Origin of the sequence: Kitasatospora sp. NPDC057015 (genome assembly GCF_042673745.1) — a bacterium.
GTDB lineage: Bacteria > Actinomycetota > Actinomycetes > Streptomycetales > Streptomycetaceae > Kitasatospora.
Window position 1 is genome coordinate 106,781 of the sequence record NZ_JBHUSG010000013.1, and the last position, 14,829, is coordinate 121,609.

At 75.8% G+C, this 14,829-nt stretch carries 15 protein-coding genes; 7 read left to right on the forward strand and 8 right to left on the reverse strand.

Annotated elements, in window-relative coordinates:
• Positions 1–343 precede the first annotated feature (343 nt).
• From ACFTWP_RS15660 to ACFTWP_RS15670, 3 genes are all read left to right on the forward strand, one after another.
• The gene (locus tag ACFTWP_RS15660; RefSeq protein ID WP_380265065.1) at positions 344–1,246 is read left to right on the forward strand and encodes a SigB/SigF/SigG family RNA polymerase sigma factor; all 903 of its coding nucleotides are present in this window, start codon (positions 344–346) and stop codon (positions 1,244–1,246) included.
• Between the two features lie 204 nt (positions 1,247–1,450).
• Positions 1,451–2,056: a disulfide bond formation protein DsbA gene (locus ACFTWP_RS15665; RefSeq protein WP_380265066.1), complete on the forward strand. Its 606-nt coding sequence runs from the start codon at positions 1,451–1,453 to the stop codon at positions 2,054–2,056.
• A 155-nt stretch (positions 2,057–2,211) separates the two neighbouring features.
• Positions 2,212–3,180 carry an alpha/beta fold hydrolase gene (locus ACFTWP_RS15670; protein WP_380265067.1) on the forward strand — a complete coding sequence of 323 codons (969 nt, stop codon included), beginning with the start codon at positions 2,212–2,214 and terminating at the stop codon, positions 3,178–3,180.
• Positions 3,181–3,253: 73 nt separating this feature from the next.
• Here ACFTWP_RS15670 and ACFTWP_RS15675 read toward each other — a convergent pair whose 3' ends face one another.
• The 5 genes from ACFTWP_RS15675 to ACFTWP_RS15695 all read right to left on the reverse strand — a co-directional run bounded on the left by ACFTWP_RS15675 (position 3,254) and on the right by ACFTWP_RS15695 (position 7,179).
• Positions 3,254–3,649: an ArsR/SmtB family transcription factor gene (locus ACFTWP_RS15675; RefSeq protein ID WP_380265068.1), complete on the reverse strand. Its 396-nt coding sequence runs from the start codon at positions 3,647–3,649 to the stop codon at positions 3,254–3,256.
• Positions 3,650–3,713: 64 nt separating this feature from the next.
• On the reverse strand, positions 3,714–4,952 hold the full coding sequence (locus ACFTWP_RS15680; protein ID WP_380265148.1) for an NAD(P)/FAD-dependent oxidoreductase: 1,239 nt from the start codon (positions 4,950–4,952) through the stop codon (positions 3,714–3,716).
• 196 nt (positions 4,953–5,148) lie between these two features.
• A complete protein-coding gene (locus ACFTWP_RS15685) occupies positions 5,149–5,607 on the reverse strand; it encodes a nuclear transport factor 2 family protein (protein ID WP_380265069.1) in 459 nt (152 codons plus the stop codon).
• The gene (locus tag ACFTWP_RS15690; protein ID WP_380265070.1) at positions 5,598–6,401 is read right to left on the reverse strand and encodes an MBL fold metallo-hydrolase; all 804 of its coding nucleotides are present in this window, start codon (positions 6,399–6,401) and stop codon (positions 5,598–5,600) included. The genes ACFTWP_RS15685 and ACFTWP_RS15690 overlap by 10 nt, the downstream gene beginning before the upstream one ends.
• Positions 6,402–6,684: 283 nt before the next feature.
• On the reverse strand, positions 6,685–7,179 hold the full coding sequence (locus ACFTWP_RS15695) for a MarR family winged helix-turn-helix transcriptional regulator (protein WP_380265071.1): 495 nt from the start codon (positions 7,177–7,179) through the stop codon (positions 6,685–6,687).
• A 166-nt stretch (positions 7,180–7,345) separates the two neighbouring features.
• Between ACFTWP_RS15695 and ACFTWP_RS15700 the strand changes: the two genes are divergently transcribed.
• From ACFTWP_RS15700 to ACFTWP_RS15710, 3 genes are all read left to right on the forward strand, one after another.
• The gene (locus ACFTWP_RS15700; protein ID WP_380265072.1) at positions 7,346–8,215 is read left to right on the forward strand and encodes a PhzF family phenazine biosynthesis protein; all 870 of its coding nucleotides are present in this window, start codon (positions 7,346–7,348) and stop codon (positions 8,213–8,215) included.
• 73 nt (positions 8,216–8,288) lie between these two features.
• Positions 8,289–9,587, forward strand: coding sequence for a phosphotransferase family protein (locus ACFTWP_RS15705; protein WP_380265073.1), 1,299 nt, complete (start codon positions 8,289–8,291; stop codon positions 9,585–9,587).
• A gap of 66 nt (positions 9,588–9,653) precedes the next feature.
• Complete coding sequence (locus ACFTWP_RS15710) at positions 9,654–10,496, forward strand: hypothetical protein (RefSeq protein ID WP_380265074.1); 843 nt, start codon at positions 9,654–9,656, stop codon at positions 10,494–10,496.
• A gap of 117 nt (positions 10,497–10,613) precedes the next feature.
• On the opposite strand, the gene ACFTWP_RS15715 is transcribed toward ACFTWP_RS15710, so the two are convergent.
• Positions 10,614–11,603 (reverse strand): GlxA family transcriptional regulator, encoded by a 990-nt coding sequence (locus tag ACFTWP_RS15715; protein WP_380265075.1) that lies wholly within the window; start codon positions 11,601–11,603, stop codon positions 10,614–10,616.
• 71 nt (positions 11,604–11,674) lie between these two features.
• On the opposite strand from ACFTWP_RS15715, the gene ACFTWP_RS15720 reads away from it, so the two are divergent.
• Positions 11,675–13,102, forward strand: a complete 1,428-nt coding sequence (locus tag ACFTWP_RS15720) for an MFS transporter (protein ID WP_380265076.1) — start codon at positions 11,675–11,677, stop codon at positions 13,100–13,102.
• A 110-nt stretch (positions 13,103–13,212) separates the two neighbouring features.
• On the opposite strand, the gene ACFTWP_RS15725 is transcribed toward ACFTWP_RS15720, so the two are convergent.
• On the reverse strand, positions 13,213–13,560 hold the full coding sequence (locus ACFTWP_RS15725; protein ID WP_380265077.1) for a ferredoxin: 348 nt from the start codon (positions 13,558–13,560) through the stop codon (positions 13,213–13,215).
• Positions 13,557–14,765, reverse strand: a complete 1,209-nt coding sequence (locus tag ACFTWP_RS15730; RefSeq protein ID WP_380265078.1) for a cytochrome P450 — start codon at positions 14,763–14,765, stop codon at positions 13,557–13,559. Before ACFTWP_RS15730 ends, ACFTWP_RS15725 begins: the two co-directional genes overlap by 4 nt.
• Positions 14,766–14,829 lie beyond the last annotated feature (64 nt).

Below are 14,829 nucleotides of genomic sequence, written 5' to 3' on the forward strand. Positions count from 1 at the left end.
GCCCCCCCCCGGCGGGCCCCGGCGCGGGCCGCCCGCCCCGCCCCCCCGCCCCCCCCCCCCCGGGGGCCCCCCCCCCCGCCCCCCCGCCCCCCCCCCCCCCCCCCGCGGGGGGCCCGCACGGCCGCGTGTCGGCGGGCCCGGCCGGGGAGGTCTCGGCCTGCCGCACGGAAGTGCCCGGCGGCCGGCGGCACGGCCGCCGGTCGGGCCGGGGGAGTGTGGTCCGGATCACGGCCAAGGGCTGTGATACCGGGGCAATTCGGGCATCGGGTTTGCGTCCGGCGTACGGACGTGGGTACGAAGGGTCGGGGGAGGACGGCAGGCCCGACGACTGGAAGGAACGCTCATGCCCGCTCTTCGCGACCTGGAAAGGCCTCCCGCCGGCCCGTCCGTGCCGGCCGGTGAGCAGCCCCGCAGGCCGTCGGCCGCCGCCGCCGTCCCGCCGCCCCGGCCCCGCCGACCGGTGGAGGACCCGGGCGCCGTCCGGCCCGCCGAGGCCCGGGCCCTGTCCAAGGAGCTCTTCCTGCGGCTGGCCGCACTGGAGCAGGGCACCCACGAGTACTCCCGCGTGCGCGGCACGCTCATCGAACTGAACCTGACGCTGGTGCGGTTCGCGGCCGCCCGCTACCGCGACCGGAGCGAGCCGATGGAGGACGTCCTCCAGGCCGGGACGGTCGGACTGATCAAGGCCATCGACGGGTTCGACCTGTCCTGCGGGGTAGAGTTCCCGACCTTCGCGCTGCCGACGATCCGCGGTGAGCTCAAGCGCTTCTTCCGGGACACCGGGTGGATGGTGCACGTGCCGCGCCGGCTCCAGGAGGTGCGGCTCGCCCTGGCCAAGGCCGGCGACGACCTCGAACAGCGCGCCGACCGGGCGCCGACGGTGGCCGAGCTGGCCGCGTACCTCGATCTGCCGGAACGGGAGGTGGTGGAGGGTCAGAAGGCGGCCAACGCCCACCGGACCCGCTCGCTGGACGCGCCGCCCGACGGCGACGGGGGCGGGGCCGCCCTGGCGGAGCACCTCGCGGTGGAGGACCCGGGCTTCGAGGCCGCCGTCGACATCGAGTCCCTGAAGCCGCTGCTGGCGGGCCTGCCGGAGCGCGAGCGGACCGTCCTGTCCCTGCGCTTCGGCGCCGAACTGACCCAGGCGCAGATCGGCGAGCGGCTCGGGCTGTCGCAGATGCACGTCTCACGGATCCTCATCCGGGTGCTCAAGGGACTGCGCGCGGGGATGCTGGTCGAGGAGTGACCGGGCACCGGCGGCCAGCGTCCGTCGGGGTGGTGTCCGCGGGAGCGGTGCACGCCGGGGGAGATGTCGGTCGGCGGCGGTGCACGCCGGCCGGCGGGTCGCTCCGGACGGGCGCCGGCCCGGCCGGGCGGGTCGAAGTGGCCCAGGATCGGCGTGGCCGATTGGAGCTACTGCCCGGGCCACCGCGCACCTAGAGTCGGCCGGGTGACCACCAAAGTCGACTTCTACTTCGATCCGATCTGCCCCTTCGCCTGGATCACCTCCCGCTGGATCCTGGAGGTCGAGCGCCACCGCGAGCTGGACCTCACCTTCCGCGTGATGAGCCTGTCCGTCCTCAACGAGGGCCGCGAGGGCCTGCCCGAGCGCTACCGCCGGCTGCTCGACACCGGGTGGGGGCCGGTCCGGGTCTGCACCGCCGCCGCCGAGCACCACGGGGAGTCCGTCCTGCGGGGCCTGTACACCGCCCTCGGCACCCGCATCCACGACGGTGGCAGGGCCGCCGACGCGGCCCTGATCCGGGAGGCCCTCGCCGAGGTCGGGCTGCCCGAGAAGCTCGCGGACGCGGCCGACGGCACCGAGTACGACGAGGCGCTGCGCCGGAGCCACCACCAGGGCATGGACCCGGTCGGCGAGGAGGTCGGCACCCCCACCATCCACGTCGACGGCACGGCCTTCTTCGGTCCCGTCCTCACCGCGATCCCGCGCGGGGACGACGCCGTCCGGGTCTTCGACGGGGTCCGGCTGCTGGCCGGTTACCCGAAGTTCTTCGAGCTCAAGCGCAGCCGCACCGGCGCTCTCGACTTCAGCTGAGGGGGCGGGCCGCGGCCGCCCGCCACCGGCCGCGCGGGCGGCCGGGACGGGCGGCCGCACCCGCACGCCCCCTTGACCGAAGGGGTGCGGCGCGTCGGACACTGGCCGTCGGAGACCGGTGGGTACGGGCCGCCGGTCGGGCCCGAAGGAGCGTCATGACGGAGATATCGCACCGCTTCGTGGAGTCGGCGAGCGGACTGCGGATGCACGTCGCCGAGGCCGGCTCGGGGCCGTTGGTCCTGCTGCTGCACGGGTTCCCCGAGAGCTGGTACTCCTGGCGGCACCAGCTCGTGGCGCTCGCGGAGGCCGGCTACCACGCGGTGGCACCGGACCAGCGGGGCTATGGGCGGACGGGCGGCCCGGACGAGGTGGACCAGTACAGCATCCTGCACCTGGCCGGCGACGTGGTCGGCCTGGTCGCGGCGCTCGGCGCCGAGCAGGCCGTGGTGGTCGGGCACGACTGGGGCGCGCCGGTCGCCTGGCACCTCGCGCTGACCCGTCCCGACCTGGTGCGCGGGGTGGTCGGACTCTCCGTGCCGCCGTACCCGCGCGGCCGGCTCCCGCTCTCGGAGGAGCTGCGCGGCCGGCTGGGCGACCCGGCCTATCGGTCCTACTACATGATGTACTTCCAGCAGCAGGGCGCGCCCGAGGCCGAGTTGGGGCGCGATCTGGACACCACCTTCCGGCGGCTGCTCGCCGGAGCCCCGGTCCTCGGTGCGCACGGCCTGCCGATGGTGCCGGACGGCGGCGGGTTCCTGGACGTGCTGCGCGATCCGGACGGCCTGCCCGACTGGCTCTCGGAGGACGACATCGCCTTTCTGGTGGGCGAGTTCGAGGAGAACGGGTTCCGCCGGCCGCTGCACTGGTACCGCAACCTGGACCGCAACTGGGAGTTGACGGCCGGCTGGCACGGTGCCGGGATCCAGCCGCCGGCCCTGCTGCTCGTGGGCGACCGGGACCTCGTGATCGCCGGATCCCAGGCACGGGAGAGCCTGTCGGGGCTGTCCGGGTACGTGCCCGGCCTGCGCGAGGTCCGCCTGCTGCCCGGCTGCGGCCACTGGACCCAGCAGGAGCGGCCCAAGGAGGTCTCCGAGGCGCTGGTGGACTTCCTCGCCGGCCTCTGACGGCCGGGCCCGCACCGCTGACCGCCGGGCCCGCACCGCTCACGGCCGGGCCCGGCTGACGTGCACGGCCGGGTCAGGGCCGCCCGGCCTCGTACCCGGCCTCGTGCCCGGCCTCGTCCCCGGGGCCGCCCGGGCCCGGCGCGCCCCCGGCCTCCGCCCGCGCGTCGGATCCGATGCCGGCCAGCAGCGCGTCCAGCAGCCCGGGGTAGCGGGCGTCGAGGTCCTCGCGGCGCAGCGTGAGCAGGAGCTCCCGACCGGACGGCTGCTGGCGGATCACGCCGCTCTCGCGCAGCACCTTCCAGTGGTGGGTCAGCGTCGACTTGGAGACGCCGTCGAGGATGGACCCGCAGGGGCGTTCGGCGCCGTCCGACAGGATCCGTACGATCGTCAGCCGCATCGGGTTGCCCAGCGCCGCGAGGACGTGGTCCAGCCGGATCCGGTCCCGGGAGGGGTGCGGGGTCGACTTCATCGTCCGATCGTACGGGGACAGTGGGACGGTCGACCGTCTCCGTACGATCACGGATGCAGGACGGCTACAGCTCGGCGAGCGGCCGGGCCGGGTCGGCCAGGGCCGCCGGGTCCACCGGGCGGCCGGAGCGGACCAGCTCGCGGATCGGGTCGGTGACGTCCCAGACGTTGACGTTCATCCCGGCCAGCACCCGGCCGCCGGACAGCCAGAACGCGATGAACTCCCGACCGGCCACGTCGCCCCGGAACACCACCCGGTCGTAGCCGCCGGGTTCGACGTACCCGGTGTACTCCATGCCCAGGTCGTACTGGTCGGAGAAGAAGTACGGCACCCGGTCGTAGACCGCGTCCTGGCCGAGCATCGCCCGGGCGGCGGTCTGCGGCTGGTTGAGGGCGTTCGCCCAGTGCTCGACCCGCAGGTGACGGCCCAGCAGCGGGTGGAAGGCGTTGGCGACGTCCCCGGCGGCATGGATGTCCGGGTCGGAGGTGCGCAGCCGTTCGTCCGTCCGCACCCCGTTGTCGATCTCCAGCCCCGCGGCCTCGGCCAGGGCGGTGTTCGGGGTGATGCCGATCCCGACGATCACGGCGTCGGCCGCCACCGTGCCGCCGTCCCCCAGGAGCACCCCCGTGACGCCCGCGGGGCCGCCGGTCAGTGACTCGACCTGGACGCCGAACCGCAGGTCCACGCCGTGGTCGCGGTGCAGCCCGGCGAAGACCTCGGCCACCTCGCGGCCGAGCACCCGCAGCAACGGCAGCTCGGCGCTCTCCAGCACGGTCACCTCGGCGCCCGCCGCGCGGGCCGCCGCCGCCGTCTCCAGGCCGATCCAGCCGGCGCCGATCACCGCGATCCGGGCACCGGGCCGCAGCGCCTGCTTCAGTCGCTCGCTGTCCTCGACCCGGCGCAGGTAGTGGACGCCGGGCAGCTCCCCGCCGGGCACCGGCAGCCGGCGCGGGGAGGAGCCGGTGGCGAGCAGCAGTTTGGCGTAGCCGATCCGGCCGTCGTCGGCCAGCGTGACGGTGTGCGAGTCGGGGTCGACGGCGGTGACGGCCGTACCGAGCCGCAGGGTGACGTCGTGGTCCGCGTACCACTGCGGCGGGTGCACGTAGATCTTCTCCCGCTCGGTGCTGCCGAGCAGGTACCCCTTGGAGAGCGGCGGCCGCTCGTACGGGCGCTCGTGCTCCTCGCCGAGCAGCACGACGGGCCCGTCGTGCCCGGCCTCGCGCAGGGCCTCGGCTGCCTTCGCCCCGGCGAGGCTCGCCCCCACGATCACGAATGCCCGGTCGGTACCTGTGCTCAAGGTCAGCTCCTCGTCGTTCGCGGGCGCCAGCGCCACCGACAGCCTGCCCCGGTGGCCCGCACGAGTCGAGGGCATGCGGTGCGCGGCGCGGCAGGCTCCCCCGGACGGGTGACCGAACGGCCCGGTGTCGCCCCGGCCGGCCATGTCACCGCGTCGGCCCGGCGCGCAGGTCGTTCAGCGGGTCGGGGCCGGCACGTCCGGGTCAGCGCGCCGGGGTCAGTGCGGTGCCGGTCATCGCCTCGCGGACCAGGGCGGTGTCGACGAACTGCTCGAAGCGGACGATCAGCCCGCCGCGGACGACGAAGTGGTGCGCGACGCGGACCGCCAGCTGCTTGCCGGTGGTCCGGTGGCGGGCCGTGTAGCGGGCCAGCACGACGACGTTCTCCCCGTCCACCACGTAGCTGTCGTCGTGGGCGGTCCAGTCCTCCCAGTCGGCGGCCAGCCGCTCCATCACGGCGGCGGTCACGCCCTCGGGCGTGCGGTACGTCCCGGCTAGGGGGAAGCCGGCCATCTCGGTCCACTCGACGTCGTCGGCGAGGGTCGCCCGCAGGGCGGCCAGGTCGCCGCGCGCGGAGGCCAGGTACTGGCGGCGCACCACGTCGGCGGGGGCGGTGGAGGGGGCGGTGGAGGGGGCGTCGCCGCTGCCGCCGGTCAGCCCCATGTGATCTCCCCCTTGGCGACCTTGGTGCCCAGGTCGACGGCCAGCGGCATCCCGGCGTCGGGGAAGAGGCGCTCCAGCTCGGCCTTGGCGGCGGCCGCGTCGGGCGACTTCCCCACCTCCGTCTCGAAGGTGCGCAGGTAGTCGCGGGTGTAGCTGATCGCGCCTGAGTCGGTGGGGGAGCCGGCGGTGCGGTGGCCCGCCACCACGAACTCCGGCCGCAGTGCCTCCATGCCGTCCAGCAGGTCGATCCAGGCGGCGCGCTGCTCCGCGGTGGGGGTGTCGGCGGTCCACACGTGCAGGCCCTGGAAGAGCAGCACGCCGCCGAGCAGGGCCCGGTGCTCGTGCTGCCAGAGGTAGTGCCGGTCCGGCAGGTGGAAGTCCGCGCCGCGCAGGTCGAAGCGGTGGCCCGAGAACATGATCTCGTCCCCCGGCAGCACCTCGGGCACGACCAACCGGGTGGGGAGCTCCTCGCCGAGGTGCGCCCAGGCCTGCAGTTTGGCCTGGTACGTCCCCCGGATGTGCTCGACCACCAGGTGCGGGGCGGTGATGCGGGCCTCGGGGAAGGCGTCCTGGACCTCCTCCGCGCCGAAGTAGAAGTCCGGGTCACCGTGGCTGATCAGCACGGTGGTGAGCCGCTTGCCGCTGGCCCGGACCGCCTCGACCAGGCGTCGGCCGTCGGACCGGGTGAAGCCGGCGTCCACCAGCATGGCCTCGCGCTCCCCGGTCACCAGGACGGCGGTCTTGTTGAGGGAGCTGTCGGGACTGTCGAGGACCTGGAAGTCGAGGGTGCTCATGAGGGTCCTTCCTCGGTGGCGGGATGGCTCCGGGGCGGCAGGTCGGGCGGGCGGGGACCTGCGTGGTCGCTGCGCCCGAAGGCTGCGGGGCATTCGCCTGATCGGGCAGCAACTGACTAGTCAGGTATTCTCGCCGTAGTGCACTCTTCCGCCAGCGTCCGTCGTCCGACCCTCGGCCGCACCTACGACTGCGCCGAACAGGGCAGCCCGTCCGGGCACCGCACCGCCGTCTCGCCCGCCGCGCCCCGCCCGCCGCGCCGGGCGGTCCGGTATGCCCCGGGGGTCAGCGCAGCCGGGGCAGTGACTTTCCGGCGCTCAGGCTCAGCATCCGCAGGTCGTGCACGAATCGCTCGCGGCCCTCCGCCGGCAACCGGTCGAGGAAGAACCGCTGCACGTTCTCCGCGTGCACCCGGGCCGCCCGGACGCAGGTCTCCTCACCCAGCTCCGTCAGGGTCACCAGCTGGACCCGGCGGTCCTCCGGGTGCTGGGTGCGGCGTACCAGGCCGGCCGCCTCCATCCGGTCCACCAACCGGGTCACCCCGCCCGTGGTCAGCACCCGCTCCCGGCCGATCTCCCGCATCGGCAGGCCCGGCGCACCGGCCCGGCCGAGCACCAGCAGCACCTCGAACACGGAGTGGCCGACCCCGCACTCCTCCTCGATCGCCCGGCCCAGGATGTGCTCCAGCCGCCCGGCCGCCCCCAGCAGGTGCTCGAACGCCAGCACCCGCCCGTCGGCCGCGGCCTGGGCCGCCGTCGAGATCTCCCTGCCGCCTGTCACCGGACACCGTCCTCGCTCCGCACCACCGCCGCCACCGCGTCGCCCAGTGCACAGCATCGCGCATCGGCTGCCCGGCCCGGCGCACCCGGGAGGCCACGCGCGGGCCGGAGGATCCGGTGCGCCCCGGCCCGGGAATCCCTCGCGCGGGCGCCGCGTTCGACCGGGCATGACGAGCGAACGATCACCCCGGACCCCCGAGATCCTGCGCTACGCGGCCTTCACCACCGATCCGGCGGGCGGCAACCCCGCCGGCGTCGTCCTGGACGCCACCACGCTGAGCGCCGGGCGGATGCTGGAGATCGCGGCGGAGCTCGGCTACTCGGAAACCGCCTTCCTCACCGCCGCGGCGGCCCCCGGCAGCTACACCGCGCGCTACTTCAGCCCGCTGCTGGAGGTCCCGTTCTGCGGGCACGCCACGGTCGCCGCCGCCGTCGCCGTGGCGGCCCGCGACGGGGTCGGGCGGTACACCTTCCACACCGGCGCGGGCGAGGTGCCGGTCGAGGTGGACACCGACCCGGCCGGCCTCCTGCGGGCCACCCTGACCAGCGTCGAGCCGCACACCGAGCCGGCCGGGGCGGCCGACGTCGAGCAGGCCCTGGCCCTGCTCGGCTGGGCCGCGGAGGACCTCGACCCGGCCCTGCCGCCGCGCTTCGCCCACGCCGGTGCCCGGCACCTGGTGCTGGTCGTCGCCACCCGGGCCCGACTGGCCGACCTCGACTACGACTTCGACGGCCTCGCCGCCTACATGACGGCCCGCGACCTGACCACGCTGCAGCTGGTCTGGCGCGAGGACGCCGGGACCTACCACGTCCGTGACCCGTTCCCGGTCGGCGGCGTGGTCGAGGACCCGGCCACCGGCGCCGCCGCCGCGGCCCTCGGCGCCTACCTGCGCGAGCTCGGCGCCGTCACCGCACCGGCCGAACTGACCCTCCACCAGGGCGACGACCTGGGCCGTCCGGGCATCCTGCGGGTCTCCCTGCACGAGGGCGACACCCGGGTCCGGGTCACCGGCACGGCCGTCCCGATCCCGGCCTGACCGGGCCGCCGGGGCGAGGGCCGGGGCGCGAAAACCCCTCGCGCCAGGCGGGCCCGTGCGGCACCCTTCGCCCATGGACAACACGACCGGCCGGACCGTCACCGCCCACCTCACCCACCGGGGGGAACGGCTCGGCCGGTTCGGCCCGTTCGAGGTCGAGGGTGCCCGCTGGTCGATGGTCGGCCCCGTCACCGGCAGGCTGGAGGAGCTGCTCGGGGTGCCCGTCGCCGTGCTGCGCCTGGTCGCCGTCACCGGGGGCGACGGCGGCCGGGGCGGGCACACCGTCTACCACGTCGAGGCACTGGAGCGACCCGCGGGCGGCCCTCCGAGCCCGCTCCCCGGCGAACCGGCCACCGTCGCCGAAGGCCATGACGGCGGCGCCCATGACGGCGGTGGCCACGACGACGACGACGCGTTGCTCGGCCCGGCCGACCGCCGGGCCGACTGGGCCACCGCCGAAGGGCTGCGCTCCGCCCTCGCCTGGGCCTCCGACGCCCTCCGGGCCGCCGGCCGCACGCCCACCGGACCGGCCGAGCAGATCCGCACCTGGAACCTCTCCGGCCTCGTCCGGCTGCCCGCCGAGCCGGGAACGGCCTGGCTGAAGACCACCAACCCGGCCTTCAACGCCTGCGAGGCCACCGTCATGGAGCTGGTGCGCGCGGTCGACCCCGGCCTCGTCCCCGAGGTGCTCGCCGCCGACCGCGAGCGCCGGCGCCTGCTGCTCGCCGAGGTGCCCGGCGAGGACTGCTGGGGCCCGTCCGCCGAGACCGTCGCGGACGTCGTGCCGCGGCTGGTCGCCGTCCAGGCCGCCCTGGCCCACGGCGGCGCGTTCGCCACCACCGCGGCCGAGTCCGGCCTGCCCGACCGGACCCTCGCCACCCTGCCCGAGCGCGTGCGCCGGGTGCTCGACGGCGAGGCCGCCCGGGAGCTGACCCCGACGGAGCTGACCGCCGCCCGCGGGCTGCTCGACCGGCTGCCGGCGCTGATCGCCGACCTGGCGGCCTGCGGCCTGCCCGACACCCTCGTGCACGGCGACTTCCACCCCGGCAACTGGCGCTCCGACGGCCGCCGCACCGTCGTCCTCGACTTCGCCGACAGCTGCTGGGGGAACCCGGCCCTGGACGGCCTGCGCCCGCGCGCCTACGTCGGTGACGAGCGCTGGGCCCAGATCGCCGAGCTCTGGGCCGGGGCCTGGGCCGTCCACGCACCCGGCTCGGACCCGGCCCGCGCCCTCGCCCTGGCCGAGCCGCTCGCGCACCTGCTGTACGCGGTCCGCTACCAGGAGTTCCTGGACAGCATCGAGACCAGCGAGCGCCCCTACCATGAGGGCGATCCCGCCTCCGAGATCCGCGCGGCCCTGGCCTGCGGCTGACGCCGCCCACCGCCCGCCGGCCGCTCCGAGACCGGATCCCGAACCAGCACGATCGAGAGGCCCCCGATGCCGTCCGCCCGGCCGTCCCTGCTGTACGTCTCCGACCCCGCCTACCCCGCCAACGGACGCAGCTACGGCGACGAGGACATCCGCCTCACCGCCCGCCTGCGCGAGTACTTCGACCTCGCGCTCTGCCATCCGCTGGACGCCCGCGCCCTGATGGGGCGGTTCGACGCGGTGGTCATCCGCAACAGCGGCCCGGTGCTGCACTACCAGCAGGCGTACGAGGAGTTCCGCCGGGCCGCGCTCGACCAGGGCGTCCTCGTCTACAACCCGCTCACGGGGCGCGGCGACATGGCCGGCAAGCAGTACCTGCTGGACCTCTCGGCGGACGGCCGGCCGGTGATCCCCACCGCCGACGGCGACCTGGGCCCGGCCGCCGCGCTGGCCGCCCTGCCGGCCGCCGAGCGGTACGTGGTCAAACCCCGCCTCGGCGCCGACTCGCTCGGCCTGCGCATCCTGGCCCCGGCCGCACTCGCGGCCGAGCCGCTGGCCGGCTGCCTGGTCCAGCCGTACATACCGCTGCGCCACGAGGTCTCGTTCTACTACGTGGACCGGGACTTCCAGTACGCCCTGTACGCCCCCGACCCGGCGCGCCGCTGGGAGCTGGAGCCCTACGCCGCCACGGCGGAGGACCTGGCCTTCGCCCGCGGGTTCGTCGACTGGAACACCCTGTCGCACGGGATCCAGCGGGTCGACGCCTGCCGCACCGAGGACGGCGGGCTGCTCCTGGTGGAGTTGGAGGACCTCAACCCGTACCTCTCCCTGGACCTCGTCGACGAGGACACCCGGGAGGGCTTCGCGCAGGCCATGCGGGGCTCCGTGGAGGCGCTGCTCCGCGGGAACTGAGGCGGCCACGGCTCTGATCCGCAGCCGCCCACCGCCGCCGCCACCGCCGCCGCCGCCCTGTCCCGCCGAACCTGGCTCCGCCATCCGGTCCGGCTCCGGCCCGGCCGGCCCGGTCCGCTATCCGGCCCGGTCCACGCGGAAGGCGCGGCGGTAGGCGGCGGGAGTGGTGCGCAGGGCCTCGTGGAAGCGCCGGCGCAGGTTGACGGCCGAGGAGAGACCGACCCGGCGCGCGATCGTCTCCACCGGCAGGTCGGTCTCCTCCAGCAGCGCCCGGGTGGCGGCGATCCGCCGGTCCAGCAGCCAGCGTCCGGGACTGATGCCCAGCTGCTCGCTGAAGCGCCGGGTCAGCGTGCGGGTCGAGACCTGGGAGCGGACCGCCATCTCGGCGACGCCGACCGGCTGGTCCAGCCGCTCGGCCAGCCACTCCAGCAGCGGGGCCAGCGAATCGGCGACCGGCCCGGCGGTGGGCAGCTCGGCGTACTGCAACTGGCAGCCCTCCCGGTGCGGCGGCATCACCATCTGCCGGGCGATCCGCATCGCGTACGCGGCGCCCCGGTCGGCGCTCACCAGGTGCAGGCAGAGGTCGACACCGGCGGCCGCCCCCGCGCTGGTGGCGACATCGCCGTGGTCCACGTAGAGCACCGCCGGGTCGACCGGCACCCGCGGGAACCGGGCGGCCAGCTCGGCGGCCCGGGCCCAGTGGGTGGCGGCCCGCCGGCCGTCCAGCAGTCCGGCGGCGGCGAGCACGAAGGCACCCGAGCAGATGCCGACGATCCGCGCGCCGCGCCCGTGCGCCCGGCGGACCGCCGCGACCACCGCCGGTGGCACTTCGGCCCCGGCCGGCTGCTGCCAGCCGGGGACCACCACGGTGTCGGCGCGCTCCAGCGCGTCCAGTCCCGCCGTGACCAGCAGGTCGTAGCCGGCCTCGGTGCGCACCGGGCCGGGATGCTCGGTGCAGACCTCGAACGCGTACCGGGCGGGGATCGTCGGGCCGTGGTCACCGAACACCTCGGCCGCGCAGGCGAGCGGGAAGGTCGGCTGCGGGGGCTGCAGCAGCGCCACCACCCGGTGCGGCGCCGGGGACTTCGGCAGCGAACGAAGCGTCATGGCGCGAAAGTACCCCATCGTGTCGTTCGGGACACTGGGGCGGCCGATTGGTCCAGACCAGAATGCGGACTGTGACCACCACGCGGGAACAGACCCCGTCCTCACCAGCCGGCGATCCGCCGTCCCCCTGCCCGCCCGCCAGTCCGTCCGCCAGTCCGTCCGCCAGTCCGCCCGCCAGTCCGCCCGCCCGGCCATCGGCCCGGCCCCCGCTGTGGGACCGGCGCTTCACGCTCTTCTTCACGGCCCGCACGGTCTCGCTGTTCGGGGACGCGATGATGCCGGTGGCCGCCGCGCTCGCCGTCGGCGCGCGCTACGGGATCTCCGGGGTCGGCTTCGTCCTCGGCACCTGGACCGGGACCTTCGTCGTCCTGGTCCTGTTCGGCGGCGTGTTCGCCGACCGGTTCGGCGCGCGCCGGATGATGGTCGGTGCCGATCTCGTCCGGGTGCTCACCCAGGGCGTGCTGGCCGCCGCGTTCTTCGCCGGGCCGCCGCCGTTCTGGCTGCTCGTGACCATGGCGGCGCTGGCCGGTGCGGCCGTCGCGATGTTCCTGCCGGGGGCGAACGGGATGGTCCCGCTGGTCGCCCGCGACCCGCACCGGGCGAACGCCACGCTCAAGGTGGCCGACGCGCTCGCCCAACTGCTCGGCCCGGCCCTGGCCGGACTGCTGATCGCGCTCGTCGGCGCCGGGACGGTGTACGCCATCGACTCCGGCAGCTTCCTGCTCAGCGCCCTGTGCCTGGCGCTCATCCGGCTCGCGCCCGCCGGCGCCCCTGCCGATACCCCCGCCGTCACCGTCGCCGACTCCGACGCCCGCACCGGCGGTTCACTCCGCCGCGACCTGCGCCAGGGCTGGCAGGAGTTCCGCGCCCGTACCTGGATGTGGGCGGTGATCCTGATCTGGATGGGCTACGGCGTGCTGGTCTTCGGACCGCTGGTGCCGCTCAGCTCGGCACTGGTCGGTGCCCGGCTCGGCCCGGACGCCTACGGCCTGGCGGTCTCCTTCCTCGGCGCCGGAACGGTGCTCGGCGGCCTGCTGGCCCTGCGGCTGCGCCCGGCCCGGCCACTGGCCGCCGGCACGGTGGCGATGGCGCTGTACACGGTGCTGCCGCTCTGCGTGGCGTTGGACGCCGGCCTGCCGGTGCTGCTCGCGGGCCACGTCCTCGGTGGTGGCGCCCTGGCGTTCTGGTCGGTGATGTGGGCGACCAGCGTGCAGACCCACACCCCGCCCGCGGTGCTCAACCGGGTCTCCGCGTACGAGCTGGGCGGCTCGGTTTCCGGCATCGCACTCGGCCAGATCCTGGCGGGCCCGGCCATCGCACTGGCCTCCCCGGACCGGCTGCTGCTGGTCTCGGCGGGCGCCTGCCTGGCGGGCTGCGCGGCGCTGCTGGCGATCCCGGCGATCCGCACGCTGCGCCGCGCAGCCGCCGCCGAGGACGCGGGCGCGGGCGCGGACGCGGGCCCGCCCGGCACCGTACCGGGCGGGCCGCACGGAGGCTGAGCGGCCCGCCGGCACGCGGCACCCGGTCGGGCGGCCACCCGGCAGCGGGCCTGCCCGGCACCGGCACCGACCCACTGCCCGGTCACCGCCGCCGCCGGCACCCCGCCGAGTCAGAGCGCCGGGGCGATCCGCCGGCCGTCCCGCGCGCTCACCACGGTGATGGCCTCCACCGGGCACAGCTCGGCGGCCTCGGCCAGCTCCTCGCCGGGCACGGTGACCGGACGACGCGGGTGCGCCCGGCCGTCCTCGCCCAGGGCGAGGTCCCGGGGAGCGGTGGTCGCGCAGAGTCCGGCGCCCACGCAGCGGGCCGAATCCACCCGGACCACGACGTCGCCGGGGCCGCCGGCCTCGCCCGGGCCGCCGCTCCCGCCGGGGCCGCCACTCCCGCCGGGGCCGCCACTCCCGCCGGGGCCGCCACTCCCGCCGGGGCCGCCGGTCCGCTCCGGACCCACCGTCACCAGGTGACCCGGAGGGCGAGCGGGCTGCGGGTCAGCAGGCCCTCCCGCCACTCGATCGCCGCCGGCCCTTCGGCCAGGCGCAGGCCGGGGAGCCGGCGGGCGAGCCGGTGCAGCGCGAGCTCCAGCTCCATCCGGGCCAGCCAGGCGCCCAGGCAGTGGTGCGGGCCGGCCCCGAAGGTGAGGCTCGGGGTACCGAGCGGGGCGAACAGACTCTCGGCCAGCGCGTGCCGATACACCGCCGGGTCGTGGTTGGCCGATCCGGTGTCGGCCGCCACCACGGCCCCGGCCGGAATGGCCACGCCGCCGATCTCCACGTCCTCGGCGGCCCGGCGCAGCAGGCCGGGCAGGGCCTCGGTGTCGCCGAGCGGGATCGCCCGCAGCAACTGCTCGGCCGCCGCGCTCGCGCCCTCCTCGTCGCCGGCCAGCCGCTGCCAGGCCTCCCGGCCGTCCCCGAGCAGGTAGACCATGGCGTTCCCCAGGGTCGTCATGGTGGTCTCGTGACCGGCCACCACCAGCCCGACGACCAGCGACACCAGGTGCGGTTCGGCGATCCCGCCGCTCTCCTGCGCCGCGGCCAGCAGTCCGCTCACCAGGTCGTCGCCGGGCCGGGCGCGCCGCTCGGCGATCAGCTCGGCGGCGAATCGACCGAACTCGCCCATGGCCGCCGCGATCGCCTCGGCCGAGTAGGCGGTGGCCGACAGTGCGTGGTCGCTCCAGTGGCCGAGCCGCTTGAGGTCGAGCCCGTCCAGTCCCATCAGGCGGCTGATCACCGCGACCGGGAGCGGACGGGTGTACTCCGCGATCAGGTCCGCCGGCGAACCGTGGTCGATCAGGTCGTCCAGCAGGCCCTCCACCACGGAGGCGACCCAGGGCCGCCACCGGGCGATGGCGCGCGGGGTGAAGGCCCGCTGGACGGTGCGGCGCAGTTGCTGGTGCTCGGCGCCGTCGAGGTTCAGCAGCGTGTCCGGGTCGTCCAGGAGGTTGGGGGTCAGCGAGACCGGCGGCGCGTCCGGGGCGTACAGCAGGGCGCGGTTCAGGCGCGGGTCGGTGAGCACCTGACGGACGTCGGCGTGCCGGCTGACCAGCCAGACCGGGGTGCCGGTGGGCAGGGCGGCCAGGCGCGGCGGGCCCGGCTCGGCGTGGCGCAGGCAGTGCAGGGGGACGAGCGGGGGTGCGGACTCGGCCGGGCGCTGTTCGACGGACATCCATCCTCCTGGCGGTCGACCGCTGGGCGCGGTCTGCGGGGTCTGCGAACGTCTGCTGGGGCGT

Excerpts from the sequence above, each read along its gene's own strand:
- ACFTWP_RS15670 (WP_380265067.1), top strand. The coding sequence starts at position 2,212 with ATGACGGAGATATCGCACCGCTTCGTGGAGTCGGCGAGCGGACTGCGG.
- ACFTWP_RS15675 (WP_380265068.1), bottom strand. The coding sequence starts at position 3,649 with ATGAAGTCGACCCCGCACCCCTCCCGGGACCGGATCCGGCTGGACCAC.
- ACFTWP_RS15700 (WP_380265072.1), top strand. The coding sequence starts at position 7,346 with ATGACGAGCGAACGATCACCCCGGACCCCCGAGATCCTGCGCTACGCG.
- ACFTWP_RS15685 (WP_380265069.1), bottom strand. The coding sequence starts at position 5,607 with ATGGGGCTGACCGGCGGCAGCGGCGACGCCCCCTCCACCGCCCCCTCC.
- ACFTWP_RS15705 (WP_380265073.1), top strand. The coding sequence starts at position 8,289 with ATGGACAACACGACCGGCCGGACCGTCACCGCCCACCTCACCCACCGG.
- ACFTWP_RS15690 (WP_380265070.1), bottom strand. The coding sequence starts at position 6,401 with ATGAGCACCCTCGACTTCCAGGTCCTCGACAGTCCCGACAGCTCCCTC.
- ACFTWP_RS15730 (WP_380265078.1), bottom strand. The coding sequence starts at position 14,765 with ATGTCCGTCGAACAGCGCCCGGCCGAGTCCGCACCCCCGCTCGTCCCC.
- ACFTWP_RS15710 (WP_380265074.1), top strand. The coding sequence starts at position 9,654 with ATGCCGTCCGCCCGGCCGTCCCTGCTGTACGTCTCCGACCCCGCCTAC.
- ACFTWP_RS15715 (WP_380265075.1), bottom strand. The coding sequence starts at position 11,603 with ATGACGCTTCGTTCGCTGCCGAAGTCCCCGGCGCCGCACCGGGTGGTG.
- ACFTWP_RS15660 (WP_380265065.1), top strand. The coding sequence starts at position 344 with ATGCCCGCTCTTCGCGACCTGGAAAGGCCTCCCGCCGGCCCGTCCGTG.